Source organism: Nocardia sp. NPDC055053, assembly GCF_053608285.1.
In genome coordinates this window covers 36,656-55,580 of record NZ_JBSGVD010000010.1, presented here as the reverse complement: position 1 = coordinate 55,580, position 18,925 = coordinate 36,656, and the positions used below count along the sequence as shown (strand labels likewise).

Below are 18,925 nucleotides of genomic sequence, written 5' to 3'. Positions count from 1 at the left end.
TGCCCCCCTTCCGGTTAGGTTATTAGGTAAGCCTTCGCTACGTTAGCGAAGCCTGGCCATCGTAACCCACCCTGGAGGACGTCAATGTACACCCCAATGAGCCGCCGGCTCGCCGCAGCCGCTGTGGTCGCCGCAGCCGTCTTGAGCCTGTCCGCGTGTGGCCAGGGCCAGACCACGACCGGTGCCACCGGAAGCGGTTGCGACACCGCGGGCAACCTCGACGGCGGCGCCTACCCGCGCACCATCGAGAAGAACGCGGTCACGGACAAGGCCGGCGCGAATGTCGGCACCGTCGTCGACCCGGCCACCATCACCACCCGCCCGGTCCGGATCGCCGCGCTCGATCAGACGTTCGTCGATGCCGCCTTAGTGCTCGACACCGAACTGGTCGCGTACACGACCTACCAGAGCATGGGCGAGAAGCTGCCCGCGTTCCTCGGCGCGGCCGCGCAGACCTGCGGCGGGCAGGCGGTCAACATCGGCAACCTGCAGACTCCCGACATCGAGAAGCTGGCCGGCGCCCGGCCGGACCTGATCGTGTCGGCGAAGGTGCGGCACGAGAAGCAGTACGAGCAGTTCAAGGGCATCAAGCTCGGTTCGGGCACGGTGCCGGTCGTGTTCAGCCAGACGACCGGCGCCACCTGGAAGGAAAACCTGCTGCTGCTCGCCAAGGCGGTCGACAAGGAGAAGCTCGCCCAGACCAAGCTCACGGCGTACCAGGATCGCGCCGCCAAGATCGGCGCGGCGATCAAGGCCAAGAATGGTGGCACCACTCCGACCGTCTCGCTGCTGCGCTTCCTGCCGAAGGAGGACCGGCTGATGCAGCGGGTCAGCTTCGTCGGCGACATCTTCGCCGACACCGGCCTGAACCAGCCCGACAAGTCCGACGATCCGAAGAACGACTTCGCGCTCGCGCTGAGCCCCGAGCGGCTGCTGGACGCCGACGCCGACTACATCTTCCTCACCAGCAACGGTGAGGACGCCGCCACCCAGCGCAAGGCGGCCGCCGCGGCGAACCCGCTGTGGAATCAGCTGAAAGGCAAGATCACCCCGGTCGACGACCTGGTCTGGCTGACCTCCGTCGGCCTCACCGGCGCCCACTCGGTGCTGGACGACATCGCCGAGACCTTCGGGGTCGACCCGGCGAAGTAGCGAGCGATCGCAGCGAGGTTTCCGGGATCGGCCGATCCGCTGTGCCACGATGAGGCGATGGAGCTGCTTGCCTCCGCCGCTGTGGCCGGTCCGTCGCCGATCGTGTCGCTGTTCTGGATCGCACTCGTCGCGGTGGTGGCTCCGCTGCTCTCCCGCGCACTGCGCGGATTCGTGCCGGACGTGGTGATCCTGCTCGTGGCGGGCACGATCCTCGGACCGTTCGCCCTCGGCTGGGCCACCGCCGAGGGCGGCGTCGACCTCATCAAGGAACTCGGCCTCGGCATGCTGTTCCTGCTGGCGGGCTACGAACTGGACCCGAAGCTGCTCGGTGGCCGCTCGGGGCGGGTGGCCTGGCTGGTGTGGCTGGCCGGTCTGGTGTTCGCGTTCGGGCTGGTCACCGTGCTGGCGAGCAGCGAATCGGTCACCAACCACATCGCCGTCGCCATCGCGATGACCTCCACCGCGCTGGGCACCCTGCTGCCGATCATCAAACAGGCAGGTCTGCTCGACACCCCGCTCGGCCGCGCCGTGCTCGCGCACGGCGCGGTCGGCGAACTCGGCCCGATCGTGGCCATGTCGGTGCTGTTGAGCAGCCGCGATGTGGTCGCCGCGCTCGTCGTGCTCGCCCTGTTCGTGGTGGCGGCGCTGCTGGTCGGGCTGATCCCGGTGCGCCTGTTCGGCCGGATCCCCGATCTCGGCGCGGCACTGGCCAGGATGGACGGCGGCACCTCCCAGCTGCCGGTGCGCGGGTCGATCCTGCTGCTGCTCGTGCTCATGGTGGTGGCCGAACGCTTCGATCTGGATGTGGTGCTCGGCGCGTTCGCCGCGGGCATGGTGCTGCGCAGACTCATCGCGGCGGGTCATCCACGCGTCGACGAGCAGTTGGAGACCATCGGCTACGGCCTGCTGATCCCGGTATTCTTCGTGGTGTCGGGGATGGCGATCGATATGTCGGCGGTTGCGGGACAGCCGCTGCTGTGGGCCTCGTTCGTGGCCGCCATCGCCGTCGCCCGCGGCCTGCCGGTCTGGCTGAGCGAACGGTACGTTCCGCACGGGCGCAACCTGGAGGCACCGCGCGAGCGGGCCCAGCTCGCGCTGTTCGCGGCCACCGGCCTGCCGATCATCGTCGCCGTCACCCAGGTGGCCGTGTCGACAGAGTTGATGACCGGCGACACCGCCTCGGTCCTTGTCGCTGCCGGTGCGACGACAGTTCTGGTGTTTCCCCTGGTCGCACGGCTGATCGGACCCAAGACGCCGGTCGCGACCGCACCTGCTCATGAATGAGCTTGCATAGTCGTGCATAATCATCACATGGTTGATTCGTCGGGACCCGCGTTGCGGGTGGCGGTTGCCGGTGCGAGTGGATACGCCGGTGGCGAAGTGTTGCGTCTGCTGCTGAACCACCCCGAATACCGAGCCGGGCGCCTCGAGATCGGGGCGCTGACCGCCGGATCCAACGCGGGCACCGCGCTGGGCGCGCTCCAGCCGCATCTGCTGCCGCTGGCCGACCGGATCCTGCAGGAAACCACCCCCGAGGTCCTGGCGGGCCACGACATCGTCTTCCTCGGCCTGCCGCACGGTCAGTCCGGCGCCATCGCGCAGGCCCTGCCCGAGTCGACGGTGATCATCGACTGCGGCGCCGACTTCCGGCTCACCGACGCCGCCGCCTGGGAGAAGTACTACGGCAGCGCCCACGCGGGCAGCTGGCCCTACGGCCTGCCCGAGCTGCCCGGCGGCCGGGCCACGCTCACCGGCGCGCGGCGCATCGCCGTGCCCGGCTGCTACCCGACCGTGTCCAGCGTCGCGCTGGCCCCGGCCATCGCCGCGGGCATCATCGAGCCGGCCGTGAACGTGGTCGCCATCAGCGGCACCTCCGGCGCGGGCCGCAAGCTCGACGTCGGCCTGCTCGGTTCCGAGGTGATGGGCAGCGTCCGCGCCTACAGCATCGCCGGCGCGCACCGGCACACCCCCGAGATCGCGCAGAACCTGAAGGCGGCGGGCGGCGTCGACGTCGCGGTGTCGTTCACCCCCGTCCTCGCCCCGATGCCGCGCGGCATCCTCGCGACCTGCACCGCCCCGGTGAAGGTGGACGCGGCCGAAGCGCGCGCGGTCTACGAAAAGGCCTACGCCGACGAGCCGTTCGTGCATCTGCTGCCCGAAGGCGTACTGCCGCAGACCGGTTCGGTGCTCGGCTCCAACGCCATCACCCTGCAGGTCACCGTCGACGCCGACGCCGGTCTGCTCGTGGTGATCGGCGCGATCGACAACTTGACCAAGGGCACCGCGGGCGCCGCGGTGCAATCGATGAATCTGGCCGTCGGATTCGACGAGACCGCAGGACTTTCCACCGTAGGAGTGGCACCGTGACGACCCCTGATCCGCACACGACGGACCATGGCAATTTGATCCACACCCAGGGCGTCACCGCCCCGCTCGGCTTCCGCGCCGCGGGTATCGCGGCGGGCATCAAGGCCAGCGGCAAGCCCGACCTCGCGCTGGTGCTCAACGAGGGCCCCGAATACGCCGCGGCGGGCGTGTTCACCAGCAATCAGGTCAAGGCCGCACCGGTGCTGTGGTCACAGCAGGTGCTCAAGACGGGTCGTGTGCGCGCGGTCATCCTGAACTCCGGCGGCGCCAACGCGTGCACCGGTCCCGGTGGCTTCCAGGACACCCACCAGACCGCCGAGGAACTCGCTGCCGCACTGAGCAATTGGGGCACCGAGACCGGCGCGGGCGAGATCGCGGTCTGCTCGACGGGCCTGATCGGCGACCGGCTGCCGATGGACAAGCTCATCCCCGCCGTCACCGAGATCGTGCACGAGATGGGCGGCGGCATGTCGGGCGGTTCCGATGCCGCGCACGCCATCATGACCACCGACACCGTGCCGAAGGAATCGGCGTTCCACCACGAGGACAAGTGGAACGTCGGCGGCATGGCCAAGGGCGCGGGCATGCTCGCCCCGTCGCTGGCCACCATGCTCGTCGTGCTCACCACCGACGCCGTGGCGACCCCCGAACAGCTCGACCAGGCGCTGCGCAAGGCCACCAAATACACCTTCGACCGGCTCGACGTCGACGGTTCCTGCTCCACCAACGACACCGTGCTGCTGCTGGCCAACGGCGCCAGCGGCGTCGCACCGTCGCAGGAGGACCTCGACGCCGCCGTCTTCACCGTGTGTGACGACCTGGCCGCCCAGCTGATGGCCGACGCCGAGGGCGTCACCAAGCGGGTGCGGGTCACCGTCACCGGTGCGGCGTCCGAAGAAGAGGCGCTGACCGCCGCCCGCGCCGTCGCCCGCGACAGCCTGGTCAAGACCGCGCTGTTCGGCTCCGACCCGAACTGGGGCCGGGTGCTCGCCGCCGTCGGCATCGCCCCGGTGACGCTGGACCCGAACCGGATCGCGGTGTCGTTCAACGGCAATCCGGTCTGCGTCGACAGTGTCGGCGCGCCCGGCGCCCGCGAGGTCGACCTGTCCGGTGAGGATATCGACGTGCTGATCGAGCTCCATGTGGGCGAGGGCACCGCGATGGTGCGCACCACGGATCTCTCGCACGCCTACGTCGAAGAGAATTCGGCGTACAGCTCATGAGCGGCGGTGTGGTGCAGTCGCTTTCGGCGCTGGACAAGGCACATGTGCTCGCCGACGCGCTGCCGTGGCTGCAGAAGTTCCGCGACAAGGTCGTCGTCGTGAAGTACGGCGGCAACGCCATGGTCGACGACGAACTCAAGGCCGCCTTCGCCGCCGACATGGCGTTCCTGCGCACCGTCGGTGTGCACCCGGTGGTCGTGCACGGCGGTGGCCCGCAGATCAACGCGATGCTGAAGAAGCTCGGCATGGCGGGCGAGTTCCGCGGCGGCTTCCGCGTCACCACCCCCGAGGTGATGGATGTGGTGCGGATGGTGCTGTTCGGCCAGGTCGGGCGCGAGCTCGTCGGGCTGATCAACGCGCACGGGCCGTACGCGGTCGGCATCTCCGGGGAAGACGCGCATCTGTTCACCGCGACCCGGCGCACCGTCACCGTCGAGGGCGTCGCCACCGATATCGGGCTGGTCGGTGACGTCACCGAGGTCAACCCCGGCGCCGTGCTCGACCTGATCGACGCGGGACGGATCCCGGTGGTCTCCACCATCGCCCCCGACGCCGACGGCGTTGTCCACAACATCAACGCCGACACCGCCGCCGCCGCGCTGGCGGAGGGGATCGGCGCGGAGAAGCTCGTCGTCCTCACCGACGTCGAGGGCCTCTACACCGACTGGCCCGACCGCTCCTCGCTGACCAGCGAGATCGACGCGACGGCGCTGGCGGAGTTGCTGCCGCGCCTCGACGCGGGCATGGTGCCGAAGATGGAAGCGTGCCTGCGTGCCGTCCAGGGCGGGGTGCCCAGCGCCCACGTCATCGACGGACGTGTGCCGCATTCGGTACTACTGGAGTTGTTCACCGGAGAAGGAATCGGAACGATGGTGACCGCATGAGTGAAGTAGAGAAGCTGCAGCAGCGGTGGTCGGCCGCGATGATGAACAACTACGGCACCCCGAAGGTCGCGCTGGTGCGCGGCGCGGGCGCGGTGGTCTACGACGCCGACGGCAAGCGCTACGTCGACTTCCTCGGTGGCATCGCGGTGAACAGCCTCGGCCACGCCCACCCGGCCATCCTGGAAGCGGTCACCCAGCAGCTGGGCACGCTCGGCCATGTGTCGAACATCTACGCCAGCGAGCCGGTGATCGAGCTGGCCGAGAAGCTGCTCGCCCATTTCGGCGACGGTGAGGGCAGGGCGTTCTTCTGCAACTCCGGCACCGAGGCCAACGAGGCCGCGTTCAAGATGGCCCGGCTGACCGGCCGGTCCAAGATCGTCGCCGCCGAGGAGGCCTTCCACGGCCGGACCATGGGCGCGCTCGCGCTGACCGGTCAGCCCTCGAAGCGGGAGCCGTTCGCGCCGATGCCGCCCGGCGTCGTGCACGTGCCCTACGGTGACGCGGACGCGCTCGAGCGGGTCGTCGACGCCGACACCGCCGCGGTGTTCCTGGAGCCGATGATGGGCGAGAGCGGCGTTGTCGTCCCGCCGTTCGACTATCTGGCGCGGGCGCGGGAGATCACCTCGCGGGCGGGCGCGTTGCTGATCCTCGACGAGGTGCAGACCGGAATCGGCCGCACCGGAACGTTTTTCGCGCATCAGGCGGCGGGTATCGTGCCCGACGCGATCACCCTGGCCAAGGGCCTCGGCGGTGGCCTGCCGATCGGCGCCGTGCTGGCGCAGGGCCGGGCGGCCGAACTGCTCACCCCGGGCATGCACGGGACGACCTTCGGCGGCAACCCCGTGTGCGCCGCGGCGGCGCTGGCGGTGCTGCGCACGATCGACTCCGAAGGTCTTCTCTCCCATGTGGAATGGGTCGGCAAGAAACTCACCGACGGTATCGCGCTGCTCGAGCATCCCGAGATCGATCATGTGCGTGGCGCGGGTCTGCTCATCGGCATCGTGTTGAAAAACGACATCTCGGCCTACGTGGACGAGCGGGCGCGGGAGGCGGGCTACCTGATCAACCCTGCCAAGCCCAACGTGATCCGGTTGGCGCCGCCCCTGGTGCTCACCGAAACCCAGGCCGACAACTTCGTCGCCGACCTGCCCGAGATTCTCGACAAGGCCGCCGCCGATGCGAAGGGAACGAGCAAGTGACCCTGCGCCACTTTCTGCGCGACGACGACGTGACCCAGGCCGAACAGGCCGAAATCCTCGCCATCGCCGCGGAATTGAAGAAGGACCCGTTCGCGCACCGGCCGCTCGACGGCCCGCGCGGAGTCGGGGTGATCTTCGAGAAGAACTCCACCCGCACCCGGTTCTCGTTCGAGCTGGGCATCGCTCAGCTCGGCGGGCACGCGGTCGTCGTCGACGGCCGTGACACCCAGCTGGGCCGTGAGGAAACCCTCGGCGACACCGGCAGTGTCCTCTCGCGCTATGTCGACGCCATCGTGTGGCGGACCTTCGAGCAGTCCCGCCTCGACGAGATGTCGGTCACCGCGACAGTTCCCGTGGTGAACGCGCTGTCCAACGAGTTCCATCCCTGCCAGGTGCTCGCCGATCTGCAGACGATCACCGAACGCAAGGGCGCTCTCGCGGGCCTGAACCTCACCTACTTCGGTGACGGCGCCAACAACATGGCGCATTCGCTGCTGCTGGGCGGCGTGACGGCGGGCATGAACGTGACCGTCGCCGCGCCCGCCGGGTTCGAGCCGCTGCCGTGGATCCTGGACGCCGCCGCCAAGCGGGCCGCCGAGACCGGGGCGACCGTGTCGGTCACCCACGATCCGGTGGCCGGTGCGACGGGCGCCGATGTGCTCGTCACCGACACCTGGACCTCGATGGGCCAGGAGAACGACGGCCTCGACCGCGTCGGCCCGTTCCGGCCGTTCCAGGTCAACGAGGCACTGCTCGCCGCCGCCGCTCCGGAAGCCATTGTGATGCACTGTCTTCCGGCGCACCGTGGCGAGGAGATCACCGACGAGGTGCTCGACGGCCCGCACAGCGTGGTCTGGGACGAAGCCGAGAACCGGCTGCACGCCCAGAAGGCGCTGCTGGTCTGGCTGCTCGCGAAAGCCGCCGCGTGAGACCGCGAACCGGGGCCGGCGCGGAGGCCCGGCGATGAGCACGGCACCCGAGAAGGGTTCGCCCGCCATCGCCCGTACCCGCGCCGGCCGCCAATCGCGCATCGTGGAACTGCTGTCCGCGCATTCGGTCCGCAGCCAGACCGAACTCGCGACGCTGCTGGCCGCCGAGGGCATCGAGACCACCCAGGCGACCCTGTCCCGTGACCTCGACGAACTGGGCGCGGTGAAACTGCGTGCCGCCGACGGTGGCGCGGGCGTCTACGTCGTCCCCGAGGACGGCAGCCCCGTCCGCGGCGTCACCGGCGGCACCGGCCGCCTCTCCAAACTCCTCGGCGACCTCCTGGTCTCCACCGACGCCAGCGGCAACCTCGCCGTCCTGCGCACCCCACCCGGCGCCGCCCACTTCCTGGCCAGCGCCCTCGACCGCGCCGCCCTGCCCTACATCGTCGGCACCATCGCCGGCGACGACACCATCGCCGTCATCGCCCGCGAACCCCTCACCGGCGCCGAACTGGCCGCGAAAATCGAAGGCCTGGCCTGATCACGACAGGGTTGTGCAGCCGGTCCTGGTATCCAACGATCGGCGCATAAAGTTAAGTAACGATGCTGCTTAGTTAACGTTAACTGCTCAGCCGTAGGTAAGATCGGCTGATGACGAACGATCCGGGCGGATGGCCTGCCGTTCGATACGAGCAGCACCCGTGGGTGGTGCGCGATACCTACGTGTCGCGCACCCAGCTGCGTCGACACGCGGGGCCGTACTCCGCTGCGGTGCTGTCCGACATCGCCGAGCAGTCAGTGGCGCTGCCGGTCGGGCTGCTGGCCGAGGCCGACGAGGCCGCGCAGGAGCTGGTGCGGTTCGACGCGCACCTGTCGGCCGAGCTCGGAACCGACTGCGAACTCGGGCCGATGAGCTCCGTGCTGCTGCGTACCGAGAGTTCCGCGTCGTCGCAGATCGAGAACCTCACCGTCGGCGCCCGGCAGCTCGCGATGGCCGAGCTCGGCGAGCACACCAACCGGAACGCACGCATCGTCACCGCCAATGTGCGCGCCATGGAAGCGGCACTAGACCTCGGCCGGGCAGTCGACGCCGACTCGATCCTGGCGATGCACCGTGCACTGCTCGGTGAGTCCGATCCCACCCAGGCCGGACGCTGGCGCGACCAGCAGGTGTGGATCGGCGGGAGCAACATCGGCCCGCACCTGGCTGATTTCGTTCCACCACACCATGATCGAGTCCCTACCGCTATCGCCGACCTGATCCGATTCGTCAACCGCGCCGATGTGCCCGCCTTGGCGCACACGGCACTCGCCCACGCGCAATTCGAGACGATTCATCCATTCACCGACGGCAACGGCCGAACCGGTCGCGCTCTCGTCCACGCGATGCTGAGCGGCCGGCAGCTCACCAGGCACATCACCGTGCCCATCTCGGCGGGTCTGCTGGTGAATACCGGGAGTTACTTCGACGCTCTGACTCGGTATCGATCCGGTGACCCCGAACCGATTGTGCGTCAGTTCGTCGACGCGACCTTCTACGCGATCGGCAGCGGACGCCGGCTCGTCGACGAACTCCGTTCCGTCCGTGCCATGTATCGCGAACAGACCACCGCGCGCGCGGATTCCGCAGCATGGAAGCTGATCGATAGGCTTGTCGCGCAACCGGTGGTGAACAGTACCTACGTCGCGGAGTCGTTCGGAATCAGCGGGGTCGCCGCCCAACGGGCCATCGATCGGCTCGTGGAATCCGGTGTGCTGCACGAGGTGTCGCAGCGCGCACGCAGTCGTGTCTGGCAAGCGGACGGAATCCTCACCGCTCTCGACGATTTCGCGGCAGGAATTCGCCGAGTCCGCGGTTGAGGTCCATCCGCACGCTTCGAAGGAACTCGGTGATTCCTGATGATCGGCTCGAGTTGGCGGAGAGCGGGTGACTGCGTCGGCGGCTATTCCCTGGCGGCGCCCGGGGGCCAGATGATGTCGACGGGGATGGCTCTGGTGTGGGCGAGGGCTACGACGGTGGCGGTGCCGCCGCGGGCGCCGTGGTCGCCGTCCCAGACTGCGATCAGGCGGTCGCAGTTGTCGAGGAGGACGTGGTTGGCTGCTTCGTAGGCTGCTCTGCCCGCGTCGTCGAAGTCCATCACGCGCACCGTGTCGGCCTGGGCGAGGAGTTCGTCGAAGCGGGGGAGGTCGTCGGGCTTCACCTGGGCTGCTCGATAGTTTCGGGAGGGCAGCACCACCTCCAGCCGGCCGCCGAGGTTCAGTACCGCCTCCGCGAAGACCGAGTCCGCGCCGCGGGCGAGGCAGGTGAGGCCGACCAGGTCGGGGACATCGGCGAGGAGGGCCGACAGCGCGTCCCGGACCAGGGGTTCGGTGGCGGCGGTGATGTTCATGTGTCCGGTGACGCTGATCCGCATTCGCCCATCATGCCGGGTGCGCGGCGGTTGGTGTCGGTGCGCTGGTCCGCGGATTCGTCAGTGCGTGATGAGACGGCCGTCGTGACATACCAGAGCAGCAGGTAGATCGTCCAGGCGCAGCCCAGACCTTGGGCTGCGGCGACGATCGTGTGGCGGATGAGGTCGTAGGTGCTGGTTTGGGCGGCCGGGTCGTCGACAACCGGGACCGCAGCGGCGACGGGTGCGAAGAGAAGAAGAGTGAGGACCGCGCGGCGCCACAGGGCGGGCATGGTGGGTGGGTGCCGGCGAGTACGGCGAACGAGGAGGTAGGCGAGCACTGCCGTGCCGACCAGCGACGAGGCGTAGCCGAGCACGTTGTAGGTCTTGTGCGGTTCGACAACCGGAGCGCGCAAGAGATCCCAGTGCTGAACCGCGAAACCTGCTGTCTGGGTGATGGAATCCCACACGAGATGGGTCATCGCGCCGAGAACGAGGGCGATGATCGTCGACGATGCTCGACCCCAGGCGCCGGAATGAACCGGTGCGGGCAGTACTACGCGATGGGGGAGGAGGGCGGCAGCAGGCCCGGCGGAGAGCCGGAAGGCCGACAGCAGCGCCAGCCCGATCACCAGATCCCAGCCGAGGACGCCGAGCGGCGAATGGGTCATGCTGCCGCTGACCGGAATCGGCAGGTAGTAGACGACATCCGGGGCCACCGATCCGGCGATCAATGCGGGCAACGGAAGGAATCGCCGAAACGGCAGCACAGCCAGCGGATGGGCGAGCGTAAACGGCACCGGCTCAACGTATTCGGTGGATGTGGAGTTGCTGTGGCGCTCGTGTGGAGAGGTTGTCGCGGCGCACGTGCCCACAATTCGATGGGTCGCGGACGGGATCCATCCGGCCGGACTGATCGTGGCGGCGACTACCCGGGTGACTTGGACGGCCTGAGCCGGGCTCAGTTCCGTGTGTGGTCCCTGGCGGGCAGGGCGACTCTGGTCAGGCGCACGACTGTCCACGCGCACGCGCACGCGCCCGCGGCCAGCGCCGCGCAGGACAGCAGGATGGCGGCGGTCGCGCCGTAGGCAGCCCACGAGGGCATCAGCTGCTCCAGCCCACGAACCAGCGCGGCCAGGGCGAACGCACCGCCGATCAGCGCGGCGACGGTGGCGGCGGTGAGCGTCAGCGCCGCGGCGACAGCCAAGCGGAGTTGTCCCGCGAGGACCGCGGCCATGGTGGTGGCCTGACGGCGTACCCGGCGCGCGAGCGGTGAGCGCAGCGAACGGTGGAATGCGGAATCCGGTCGCGGCAGGGTGGTCTGGTGGGTCATGGCGAAGTCCTGTCGATCAGTGGGCGAGCATCGGGGAGCTGACTTTGCTGACCAGCCAGCGGTCGGCGTCCTTGCGCAGGGACATGGTCACCGAGAGCTGGCCGGGCGTCGGCGTGCCTTTGGTGCCGAGGCTGGTGATCGTCTGACTGATGACGGCGACGGCTTGGGCGGTGGTCTCGTCGGCGGATTCGATGGCGCACCGGACAGTGCCGACGGTGGATACCACCTGGCCCTGGGTCAGGACATCGCGCAGATCCTCGCTGGTGGCGTCGAATTCGGTTTTCCAGTCGCCGGTGGCGCCTGCCAGGACCGCGGCGAAATAGGTGTCGAGATTCTTGGCGTCGTAGCGGGCCAGGACCGGGGCGTAGGAGCAGGCAGCCTGCTGGGCGGCGGTGCGAGCGTCCTCCCGCGAGCGGAGCCGATGGCTGTCCACGGCCAGGAAGGAGGTGACGCCGACCAGGGCAGCCATCGAGACCAGGGTGACGGTGCGGCCCAGGGTGATTCGATGCGCGATTCCCGCCTGATCCTGATCAATTCTCGGCTCGGCGCCGACCTCGGGCACGATCGGCTCATCGGCGGCGACCGGTTCGCTGTCCTTACGTTCGGTGACGATCGGTTCGTCGGTCAACTGCTCGTCGGTGGTCATCGGTATGTCCTCGACTAGTGGATTCATCTGGCGGGCAAAGGAACAGACAACTCGTTTCCTGTGACACCGGGGGGTGGACCCGACCCGTTGTCGGGGACCGCGGGCCGCGGCGCATTGGCCGACCCACGGATCTGCAGCTCGGGCCGGCTGGTGACGCAGTAGTTGTAGAGCCGGGTACGGCCGTCGGACACCTCGACGGGAGAGACCGGGATCGACTCGTATTCACAGGTCGGGCGCGGCCACGCCTCGGCAAGGGTGTGAAAGGCATTGTCGTGGGCTGGAATACCGATGGCGACGACACCGGTGCGCAAGGCGGGGAACAGAGCTGTCATCGCTGGCGTACGCAGCCGGGCGGCCCTGGTGATCGCGACGAAATTGGTCACCAGGTTCGTCAGCGGGTCCGTGGTGTCGGCGAGCACACCGCCCAGCGAGGCGAGCCGCCACGGACCGAGGTCGAGTAGCTCACGGACCTCCTGATCGGCGGCGCTCATCTGGTCGAACAGCGTGCCCGAACCACGCACGAGGGTAGCGAGGTCGGGTTGCGCGTGGCTGGTCGTCTCCGCGATGACCTGCAGGTTCCGGATCAGCTCGGTGGTCTGCGGCAGCAACCCGGTGAGCCCGGCCATCGCCTGACTGAGTCCGCTGATGACGGTGCGCAGCACATCGGGCCCACCGCCGAGCGCGCGATCGAGCTCGTCGACGATCACGGTGAGCCGCTCCGGATTCATCCCCGCGACCAGCGCGCCGGTATTCGACAGGAACGAGTCGATGGTCACCGGGGTGCTCACCTGATCGGCCGACACGACGGCCCCGTCGGCGAGATAGGGACCGTCGCCGGTGGTCGGCCGGAAGTCGAGATACTGTTCGCCCGCCGCCGACAACCGGCCCACCGCCACGGGGGAGCCGACGGGAATGCGTGCGGCGGTGTCGATGTCGGCGTCGGCGCTGATCCCGTCGCCGTCGATCCCGATCGCGCGAACCGACCCGACTTTCACCCCGCGGACGGTGACCGTGCTGTGCGGCAGCAGACCACCGGAGCGGTCCAGGTGCACCCGCACCGTGTACGTCGTGCGCAGCGGCCGCACCCCGACCACATCGACCGCGATATACCCGGAACCGACGACGAGCAGCCCGACCATCCCGAGCATGGCGAACACCGTCTGCCCTCGATAGGCCCAACGAGCCAGGCGGACAACGAGTCCGGCACCACGATCGATCATCGATGTCCTCCCTGCAACCGGCCGAGCACCCGCGCCAGCACCTGCGACAGGCTGCCGATGAACGCGGTCACATCGGTGCCGTCGGGCAATCTGCTGCCCGACGGATCGGTCAGCGCGCCGACATCCAGATACGAGACCGTCGCGGCGACAGCCAGACTCGACCCCTGGGTGCTGGCCTGCACCGCGGGGGCGAGCGCGTTGAACTGGTCGAGAGTGCCCGCCAGATCGTCACCCATCCGGGTGAACCCCTCCATCAGCCGCTGCACACTGTCGAACAGGCTGAGGAATTCGGGTCCGGTGGTGCTCGTGAAGTCACCGAGCGCGGCGGTCACCGTGGACACCTTCGTCGTGAGATCGGTGATGGCCCTGTTGTTCTCGGCGATCACCGCGATCAGATCGGGGAAGGTGTCGGCGGCCTGTCCGAGTTCGGTCTTGCGGGCGCGCAGGGTCGAGGTGAGACCGTCGAGACCGTGCAGCGCCGAATCTATCTGGCCTGTGCGCTGATTCAGCGCGCCGAGGACGGCGGTGAGTTCGGTGAGCAGATGGGACAGTTGCGGCCCGCGGCCGCCGACGATCGAATTCAGCTCCGAGGTGATGCGGGCGACCTGGTTCATCGCCCCGCCGTCGAGCAGCATCGACATCGCCATCATCAACTCCTCCACCGAGGCGCCCGCCGAGGTGTGCTCGCGGTCGATGACATCACCGTCGCCGAGCAGCGGCGCACCGGGCCGGTGTTCGGGCAGGGTGACGGCGACGTGGATATCACCCAGCGGCGTCGACTGCCGCAATTCGGCCCGGGTGCCGCGGGGCAGGGCGATGTCACGGCGCACCTCGAGCTCGACATCGGCCAGGAAGTTCGTGGTGTCGATCCCGGTCACGACGCCGATATCGATCCCGCCGATCTTCACCCGCGCTCGCTCCGGGAGATTGAGCGCGTTGTCGAACACCACGTGCAGCCGATAGGACGGGCCGTCAACGCCGGGCCTCGGCAACGGCACGGTGTCGACGGTGCACGAGGCGAGGCTCAGCGTGGCCAGCACCGTGACCGCGACACGGGCGGTGCGGCCGCTCATTCGGTGAGTCCGAGCAGCGCGGCGGTCAGACCGAAGTCCGGGCCGAAGTCCATCAGCTTGCCGGTGCGGCAGCCGTCGGCGCGCAGGGCGAGCCGCGCACACAGGGTCGACAGGATCTCGTTGTCCAGCAACGATTTATCGGTGAGCAGATGCAATCGCATCGCCTGATGCTCGGTGCTGACCGACCGGCTGAGGTTCTCGAACAGCAGCGGCGCCACATCGACGATCTCGGTAAGCCCGCGGGCATTGTCGCGCATCTGCGCGGTGATGCCGACGAGACGGTTCACCGCGTCGGTCAGCGGCACCCGGTTCTCGGTGAGAACAGTCGAGGTGTTGGCGACGAAATCGTTGACCTGGGCGAGCACCGCCGCCAGCCCGGGGGCCTGCTCGGCGAGCAGGGTCACCAGTTCGGTGAGGCGGGCGCTGAAGTCGCGTACCGTCTGATCGTTGCCCGCCACCACGGCGGTGAGTTCGTTCAATTCGACGATGGTGCTGGAGATCTGGTCGCGATTGGCCAGCGTCACCTCGAAGGCACCCGCCAGTGCGTCGAGGGTCTCGCGGATGCGCTCGCCATTGCCGTCGAGCATCGGGAACAGGACGCGGCTGGCCATCGGGCCGTCGGTGCTGCCGCCCTTCAACGATGCGCCGAGCTGCTCGAAGTTGCGCAGGATGCGGTCGAGTTCGACGGGAGTTCTGGTGCGCGCCACAGGGATATGGGTGCCGTCGGTCAGTGTCGGGCCCTCGCCGGTGTAGGCGGGAGTGAGCTCAACATGCCGATTGGTGATGAGCTGCGGTGAGACCAGCGCTGCCATCGCGTCGGCGGGCAGCTCGATGCCCTCCTCGATGGTCATCCGCACCTCGACGAAGGCGCCGCGCTGTTCGATCGCGTCGACCCGGCCCACCGGAACGCCGAGCACCGACACCTCATTGCCGACGAAAAGACCGGCGGCACTGTCGAAATCGGCGCTGATCTGCATCGTGTCCGGCCGCAGCGACATCGGGATCGACGAGCATCCGGCACCGACCACGGTCAGCGCCACCAGGGCGGCGGCTCGAAAAGCTCTGCGCATCATCGGCATCCCTCGACAACCTGGGCCAGACACAGCCAGTTGTCCGGGAACAACCACGGCATGTAGACCTCCCCGTACGGACCTTGGCCGAAGCCGTTGTTGAACTGGCGCATCGTCACCGGCATCACCTGGTACAGCGCGTCGAGGTTGGCGCGGTTCTTCTCCAAGCCCTGCGACATGGTGTTCAGGTTGTGGATGAGCGGGCCGAGCCTGCCGCCGTTGTCGACGCCCATGTCCTGCAAGATCTTCGACGCGGCGGCGACATTGTCGAGCAGTTCGCGAATCAGGTCCCGGCGGCGGGTCACCGCGTCGCCGATCGCCTGCCCCCTGGTCAGCAGCAGGAGCACGCTGTTCTGGTTGTCGGCGATCAGGCCCGACACCTGGTCCATGCTGTCGAGCAGCCGGTCGACCTCGTCGCGGCGCGTGGCGACGACCTTCGCCAGCGCGCCGACGCTGTCGAGCGCCTGCGCGGTGAGGTGCGGTGAGTCACCCATCTGCTGGCTGACCGCGTCCAGGCTCGCGCGCAACGCAGTCGGGTCGAGCCGCTCGAGATGTTCGAAGGAGTTGCGGTACTTCGGGTCGTTCACGACCTTGGCGAGATTGTAGGGAACGGTCGTGGCCGACAACGGAATCCGGTGTCCGTCGAGGTCGGTGCCCTGGCCCGGGTCGAGCTCGACGTGCATCTTGCCGAGAATCGTCGACATCTTGATCGAGGCCTTGGCGTCGCGACCGATTTCCACCTCCGAGCGCAGGCTAATCGCCACCACCACGCGATCACGTTCCAGCCGTACCGATTTCACGGTGCCCACTTCGATACCCGCGATGTCGACACTGTTGCCCGTCCGCAGACCCGCCGCCTGAGCGAACTCGGCGTGCACCGTCTCCTTACCGAGTTCGGCGCGGGCGAGCACACCGGAGCCGAGGACCAAAGCCACCACGGCGGCGCCCGCCGCGAGGCCGAGCCACAGGTTTCGGTTGCGGGTCGACGCGCGCACCGCGGCTGTCGCGCGCGTGAACAGGGACGCGATCATCGGCACACCTCCGTGTGGGAATTGCCGCCGACCTGCGAGAACAGACCACGCGGGAACAGCACGCCCCACAGCGAGACGTCCAGACTGCAGAGGTGGGCATTGATGTAGGTTCCGTTGCCCGCGATCCGGGCCAGCCCGGCCAGCACCAGCGGCAATTCGATCGCCGACCGGTCAAGGCGCTCGCCGTTGGACAGCAGCAGCTCGACACCGGTGCTCGCCTGCTGCTGCGCCAGCGCCATCCCTGGCGCCACCCGCCCGATCAGGTCGGTCAGCGCGGTCGTGGACTCGGCGATGCCGGTGACCGCTTCGCTGAGCACCGCGCCCTGCTCGTACAGGCCGGTCACCAGGGCGCGGGACTGGGTGATGAGCGTTTCCAGCTCGCCGCTGCGGTGGGCCAGGCCGGCGATGACGTCGCTCAGATTGCTGATCACCGCGCCGAGAATCTGGTCCCGTTCCCCGAAGGTGGCGGCCAGTGCGGCAGCCTGGGTGATCAACGCCGACAGCGAGACACCGTCGCCCTGCAAGGCTTGGACGAGGGTCTCCGACAGCGAGTTCACCTCGTCGGGCTGCAACAGGCTGAACAGGGGCTCGAAACCGGAGAGCATCGTCGAGACATCGAACGAGGATTCGGTGCGCTCCAAGGGAATCGAGCCGCCGGCGGGCAGCGGTTCACCCGCCGATTCGCCTACCGCCAGCGCGACATAGCGCTGACCGATCAGATTCTGATAGCGGATGAGCGCCGTCGTGGTGGTGCTCAGATGCTGGCGTGATTGCACGGACAGGGTCACCCTGGCATGTCTGCGGTCGACCAGGTCGATCGCGTCGACCCGGCCGACGCGCACACCGGCGATCCGCACGTCGTCGCCTTCGCGCAGGCCGAGCACATCGGTGAAGGTGGCGCTGTAGCGATGGGTGTCACCGGGGACCGAGCGCTGCAGGGTCGACCAGATCGTGTAGGTAGCGACGAGTGAGAGCGCGACGAAGACGGCGAGCCCGAGATAGGTGGTGCGCGAACGCATGTCAGTGTCCTCCCGACGATGTATCGAGGGTGACGGTCGCACCGGTCAGCACCGTGCCGAGCAACAGCAGCTCGGTGAGATTCGGCCTGCCGCCGACGATCGCCGCGACGGCATCCGGGCCGGTCAGCGCGATCGGCTCGGTGGTGCTCGCCGGTGCGGTGATGCCAGGGATGACCAGTCCGGGGATGGTGGGTAGTGACAGCCCCGGCAGGGTGGGCAGCGTCAGGGTCGGCAGGCCCGGCATCGGGGCGGGGCCCGCTGTGGCGAGCCAGCCCGGCAGTAGCTGGGCCGGATAGCTCTGTGGCGCGGCCACTTCGGGCACCGAGGGACCGCCGCAGCGAGGTCCGCTCTGCTCGCCGTAGCGGGGGCAATCGGCCGCCGTGTACTGGCGGAACGGGGTGAACGAGACCGTGATGTCCCAGCGCATCTGCTTGCTCGGCCCCCAATTGAACACGGTGGCAAGGCGGTTCAGTGAGGCGCCGAGTCCGGTGACGGTGTCGGTGAGGGCCGACGGATCCGCCGCCAGCGCACCGAACGTCTCGTCCAGGCCGACCACGAGTTCCTTGCCCGCGTCGGGATTCCTGGCGAACAGGTCCTGGGTCGCGTCGGTCGCCGTGCCCGCGGCGGTGAGCAGCTCGACGACCTGTGCGCGGCGCGCGGTGATCGTGTGGGCCGTCTGCACCGACCGGCCGAGGGCGTCGACCAGTTCGGGCGCCGACTGGTTCACCGCGGACGCGGCCGCACCGAGATCGCCGAGCAGCGTGCCGATCCCGGGCAGCGCACGAACCTCGGTGATCCACTGGTCGAGCCGTTCGATGGTCGAACCGGGCAGGCGGGTGTCGCCGTCTAGCGCGTCGGCGAGGGTGGCCAGTACCCGCGCGAGCTTGGCGGGCTGGATGCGGTCGAGGACATCGCGCAGGGTGGTGAGCGTGGTCTGCAGGGCGACCGTGGCACCGCTGGTGTCCTGCTCGACGATCGCTCCGGCACGCAGGCTCGAGGCGGCGGCGCCGTTGTCGACGAGTTCGATCGCGGTGACGCCGAAGATATTGGCGGGCACGACCCGGGCGGTGACCGACCCCGGAATCGACGCGGCCGCAGCCGGTTCCAGCCGCAGACCGACCCGCTGCCGCAGGCCCTTGTCCGCGATCTCCACCTCGGCCACGGCGCCGACGAGCATTCCGCGGAAGCGCACGTCCGCGCGGGCGGGCAGGCCGTCGCCGGTACTGGTCATCATGGCCGTCACCGCGACGGTGTCCTCGAAATGACCGCCGTAGCGCAGCCCGAGCAGCGCCACCACGGTCGACAGACTCGCCGTCATCGCCACCCCGGCCAGACCGAGGCGTCTGCGCGACCAGCCGCGCCCACTGGGATCCGGATACACGCCGACCA

19 protein-coding genes are annotated in these 18,925 nt (G+C 68.7%); 9 read left to right on the top strand and 10 right to left on the bottom strand.

Annotated elements, in window-relative coordinates:
- Positions 1 to 96: 96 nt before the first annotated feature.
- The 9 genes from ACWF82_RS13065 to ACWF82_RS13025 all read left to right on the top strand — a co-directional run bounded on the left by ACWF82_RS13065 (position 97) and on the right by ACWF82_RS13025 (position 9,614).
- Positions 97 to 1,152 carry an ABC transporter substrate-binding protein gene (locus ACWF82_RS13065; RefSeq protein ID WP_452500850.1) on the top strand — a complete coding sequence of 352 codons (1,056 nt, stop codon included), beginning with the start codon at positions 97 to 99 and terminating at the stop codon, positions 1,150 to 1,152.
- A 57-nt stretch (positions 1,153 to 1,209) separates the two neighbouring features.
- On the top strand, positions 1,210 to 2,436 hold the full coding sequence (locus ACWF82_RS13060) for a cation:proton antiporter (RefSeq protein ID WP_452500849.1): 1,227 nt from the start codon (positions 1,210 to 1,212) through the stop codon (positions 2,434 to 2,436).
- A 27-nt stretch (positions 2,437 to 2,463) separates the two neighbouring features.
- Positions 2,464 to 3,519, top strand: a complete 1,056-nt coding sequence (argC, locus tag ACWF82_RS13055; protein ID WP_452500847.1) for an N-acetyl-gamma-glutamyl-phosphate reductase — start codon at positions 2,464 to 2,466, stop codon at positions 3,517 to 3,519.
- A complete protein-coding gene (gene argJ, locus ACWF82_RS13050; RefSeq protein WP_452500846.1) occupies positions 3,516 to 4,742 on the top strand; it encodes a bifunctional glutamate N-acetyltransferase/amino-acid acetyltransferase ArgJ in 1,227 nt (408 codons plus the stop codon). Before argC ends, argJ begins: the two co-directional genes overlap by 4 nt.
- A complete protein-coding gene (gene argB, locus ACWF82_RS13045; protein WP_452500844.1) occupies positions 4,739 to 5,626 on the top strand; it encodes an acetylglutamate kinase in 888 nt (295 codons plus the stop codon). The genes argJ and argB overlap by 4 nt, the downstream gene beginning before the upstream one ends.
- The gene (locus tag ACWF82_RS13040; RefSeq protein ID WP_452500842.1) at positions 5,623 to 6,825 is read left to right on the top strand and encodes an acetylornithine transaminase; all 1,203 of its coding nucleotides are present in this window, start codon (positions 5,623 to 5,625) and stop codon (positions 6,823 to 6,825) included. The genes argB and ACWF82_RS13040 overlap by 4 nt, the downstream gene beginning before the upstream one ends.
- Positions 6,822 to 7,754, top strand: a complete 933-nt coding sequence (gene argF / locus ACWF82_RS13035; RefSeq protein ID WP_452500840.1) for an ornithine carbamoyltransferase — start codon at positions 6,822 to 6,824, stop codon at positions 7,752 to 7,754. Before ACWF82_RS13040 ends, argF begins: the two co-directional genes overlap by 4 nt.
- A 34-nt stretch (positions 7,755 to 7,788) precedes the next feature.
- Positions 7,789 to 8,295: an arginine repressor gene (locus ACWF82_RS13030; RefSeq protein ID WP_452500838.1), complete on the top strand. Its 507-nt coding sequence runs from the start codon at positions 7,789 to 7,791 to the stop codon at positions 8,293 to 8,295.
- Positions 8,296 to 8,405: 110 nt separating this feature from the next.
- Positions 8,406 to 9,614, top strand: coding sequence for a Fic family protein (locus ACWF82_RS13025; protein ID WP_452500836.1), 1,209 nt, complete (start codon positions 8,406 to 8,408; stop codon positions 9,612 to 9,614).
- A gap of 83 nt (positions 9,615 to 9,697) precedes the next feature.
- Here ACWF82_RS13025 and ACWF82_RS13020 read toward each other — a convergent pair whose 3' ends face one another.
- The 10 genes from ACWF82_RS13020 to ACWF82_RS12975 all read right to left on the bottom strand — a co-directional run bounded on the left by ACWF82_RS13020 (position 9,698) and on the right by ACWF82_RS12975 (position 18,917).
- Positions 9,698 to 10,168: a hypothetical protein gene (locus tag ACWF82_RS13020; RefSeq protein WP_452500834.1), complete on the bottom strand. Its 471-nt coding sequence runs from the start codon at positions 10,166 to 10,168 to the stop codon at positions 9,698 to 9,700.
- Positions 10,141 to 10,944 carry a DUF4184 family protein gene (locus ACWF82_RS13015; RefSeq protein WP_452500833.1) on the bottom strand — a complete coding sequence of 268 codons (804 nt, stop codon included), beginning with the start codon at positions 10,942 to 10,944 and terminating at the stop codon, positions 10,141 to 10,143. Before ACWF82_RS13015 ends, ACWF82_RS13020 begins: the two co-directional genes overlap by 28 nt.
- Before the next feature lie 161 nt (positions 10,945 to 11,105).
- The gene (locus ACWF82_RS13010; protein ID WP_452500831.1) at positions 11,106 to 11,477 is read right to left on the bottom strand and encodes a hypothetical protein; all 372 of its coding nucleotides are present in this window, start codon (positions 11,475 to 11,477) and stop codon (positions 11,106 to 11,108) included.
- A gap of 16 nt (positions 11,478 to 11,493) precedes the next feature.
- Complete coding sequence (locus tag ACWF82_RS13005; protein WP_452500829.1) at positions 11,494 to 12,123, bottom strand: hypothetical protein; 630 nt, start codon at positions 12,121 to 12,123, stop codon at positions 11,494 to 11,496.
- A 23-nt stretch (positions 12,124 to 12,146) separates the two neighbouring features.
- A complete protein-coding gene (locus ACWF82_RS13000; protein ID WP_452500827.1) occupies positions 12,147 to 13,343 on the bottom strand; it encodes an MCE family protein in 1,197 nt (398 codons plus the stop codon).
- Complete coding sequence (locus ACWF82_RS12995) at positions 13,340 to 14,416, bottom strand: MCE family protein (protein ID WP_452500825.1); 1,077 nt, start codon at positions 14,414 to 14,416, stop codon at positions 13,340 to 13,342. The genes ACWF82_RS13000 and ACWF82_RS12995 overlap by 4 nt, the downstream gene beginning before the upstream one ends.
- Positions 14,413 to 15,489: an MCE family protein gene (locus tag ACWF82_RS12990; protein ID WP_452500824.1), complete on the bottom strand. Its 1,077-nt coding sequence runs from the start codon at positions 15,487 to 15,489 to the stop codon at positions 14,413 to 14,415. Before ACWF82_RS12990 ends, ACWF82_RS12995 begins: the two co-directional genes overlap by 4 nt.
- Positions 15,486 to 16,517: an MCE family protein gene (locus tag ACWF82_RS12985; RefSeq protein WP_452500822.1), complete on the bottom strand. Its 1,032-nt coding sequence runs from the start codon at positions 16,515 to 16,517 to the stop codon at positions 15,486 to 15,488. Before ACWF82_RS12985 ends, ACWF82_RS12990 begins: the two co-directional genes overlap by 4 nt.
- Positions 16,514 to 17,536, bottom strand: coding sequence for an MlaD family protein (locus ACWF82_RS12980; RefSeq protein ID WP_452500821.1), 1,023 nt, complete (start codon positions 17,534 to 17,536; stop codon positions 16,514 to 16,516). Before ACWF82_RS12980 ends, ACWF82_RS12985 begins: the two co-directional genes overlap by 4 nt.
- Before the next feature lies 1 nt (position 17,537).
- Positions 17,538 to 18,917: an MlaD family protein gene (locus tag ACWF82_RS12975; protein ID WP_452500819.1), complete on the bottom strand. Its 1,380-nt coding sequence runs from the start codon at positions 18,915 to 18,917 to the stop codon at positions 17,538 to 17,540.
- Positions 18,918 to 18,925: the final 8 nt, after the last annotated feature.

Bases quoted from the DNA above. Each gene is read 5' to 3' on its own strand.
- ACWF82_RS13065 (WP_452500850.1), top strand. From the start codon at position 97: ATGAGCCGCCGGCTCGCCGCAGCCGCTGTGGTCGCCGCAGCCGTCTTG.
- ACWF82_RS13060 (WP_452500849.1), top strand. From the start codon at position 1,210: ATGGAGCTGCTTGCCTCCGCCGCTGTGGCCGGTCCGTCGCCGATCGTG.
- argC (WP_452500847.1), top strand. From the start codon at position 2,464: ATGGTTGATTCGTCGGGACCCGCGTTGCGGGTGGCGGTTGCCGGTGCG.
- argB (WP_452500844.1), top strand. From the start codon at position 4,739: ATGAGCGGCGGTGTGGTGCAGTCGCTTTCGGCGCTGGACAAGGCACAT.
- ACWF82_RS13040 (WP_452500842.1), top strand. From the start codon at position 5,623: ATGAGTGAAGTAGAGAAGCTGCAGCAGCGGTGGTCGGCCGCGATGATG.
- ACWF82_RS13030 (WP_452500838.1), top strand. From the start codon at position 7,789: ATGAGCACGGCACCCGAGAAGGGTTCGCCCGCCATCGCCCGTACCCGC.
- ACWF82_RS13025 (WP_452500836.1), top strand. From the start codon at position 8,406: ATGACGAACGATCCGGGCGGATGGCCTGCCGTTCGATACGAGCAGCAC.
- ACWF82_RS13020 (WP_452500834.1), bottom strand. From the start codon at position 10,168: ATGCGGATCAGCGTCACCGGACACATGAACATCACCGCCGCCACCGAA.
- ACWF82_RS13010 (WP_452500831.1), bottom strand. From the start codon at position 11,477: ATGACCCACCAGACCACCCTGCCGCGACCGGATTCCGCATTCCACCGT.
- ACWF82_RS13005 (WP_452500829.1), bottom strand. From the start codon at position 12,123: ATGACCACCGACGAGCAGTTGACCGACGAACCGATCGTCACCGAACGT.
- ACWF82_RS13000 (WP_452500827.1), bottom strand. From the start codon at position 13,343: ATGATCGATCGTGGTGCCGGACTCGTTGTCCGCCTGGCTCGTTGGGCC.
- ACWF82_RS12995 (WP_452500825.1), bottom strand. From the start codon at position 14,416: ATGAGCGGCCGCACCGCCCGTGTCGCGGTCACGGTGCTGGCCACGCTG.
- ACWF82_RS12990 (WP_452500824.1), bottom strand. From the start codon at position 15,489: ATGATGCGCAGAGCTTTTCGAGCCGCCGCCCTGGTGGCGCTGACCGTG.
- ACWF82_RS12985 (WP_452500822.1), bottom strand. From the start codon at position 16,517: ATGATCGCGTCCCTGTTCACGCGCGCGACAGCCGCGGTGCGCGCGTCG.
- ACWF82_RS12980 (WP_452500821.1), bottom strand. From the start codon at position 17,536: ATGCGTTCGCGCACCACCTATCTCGGGCTCGCCGTCTTCGTCGCGCTC.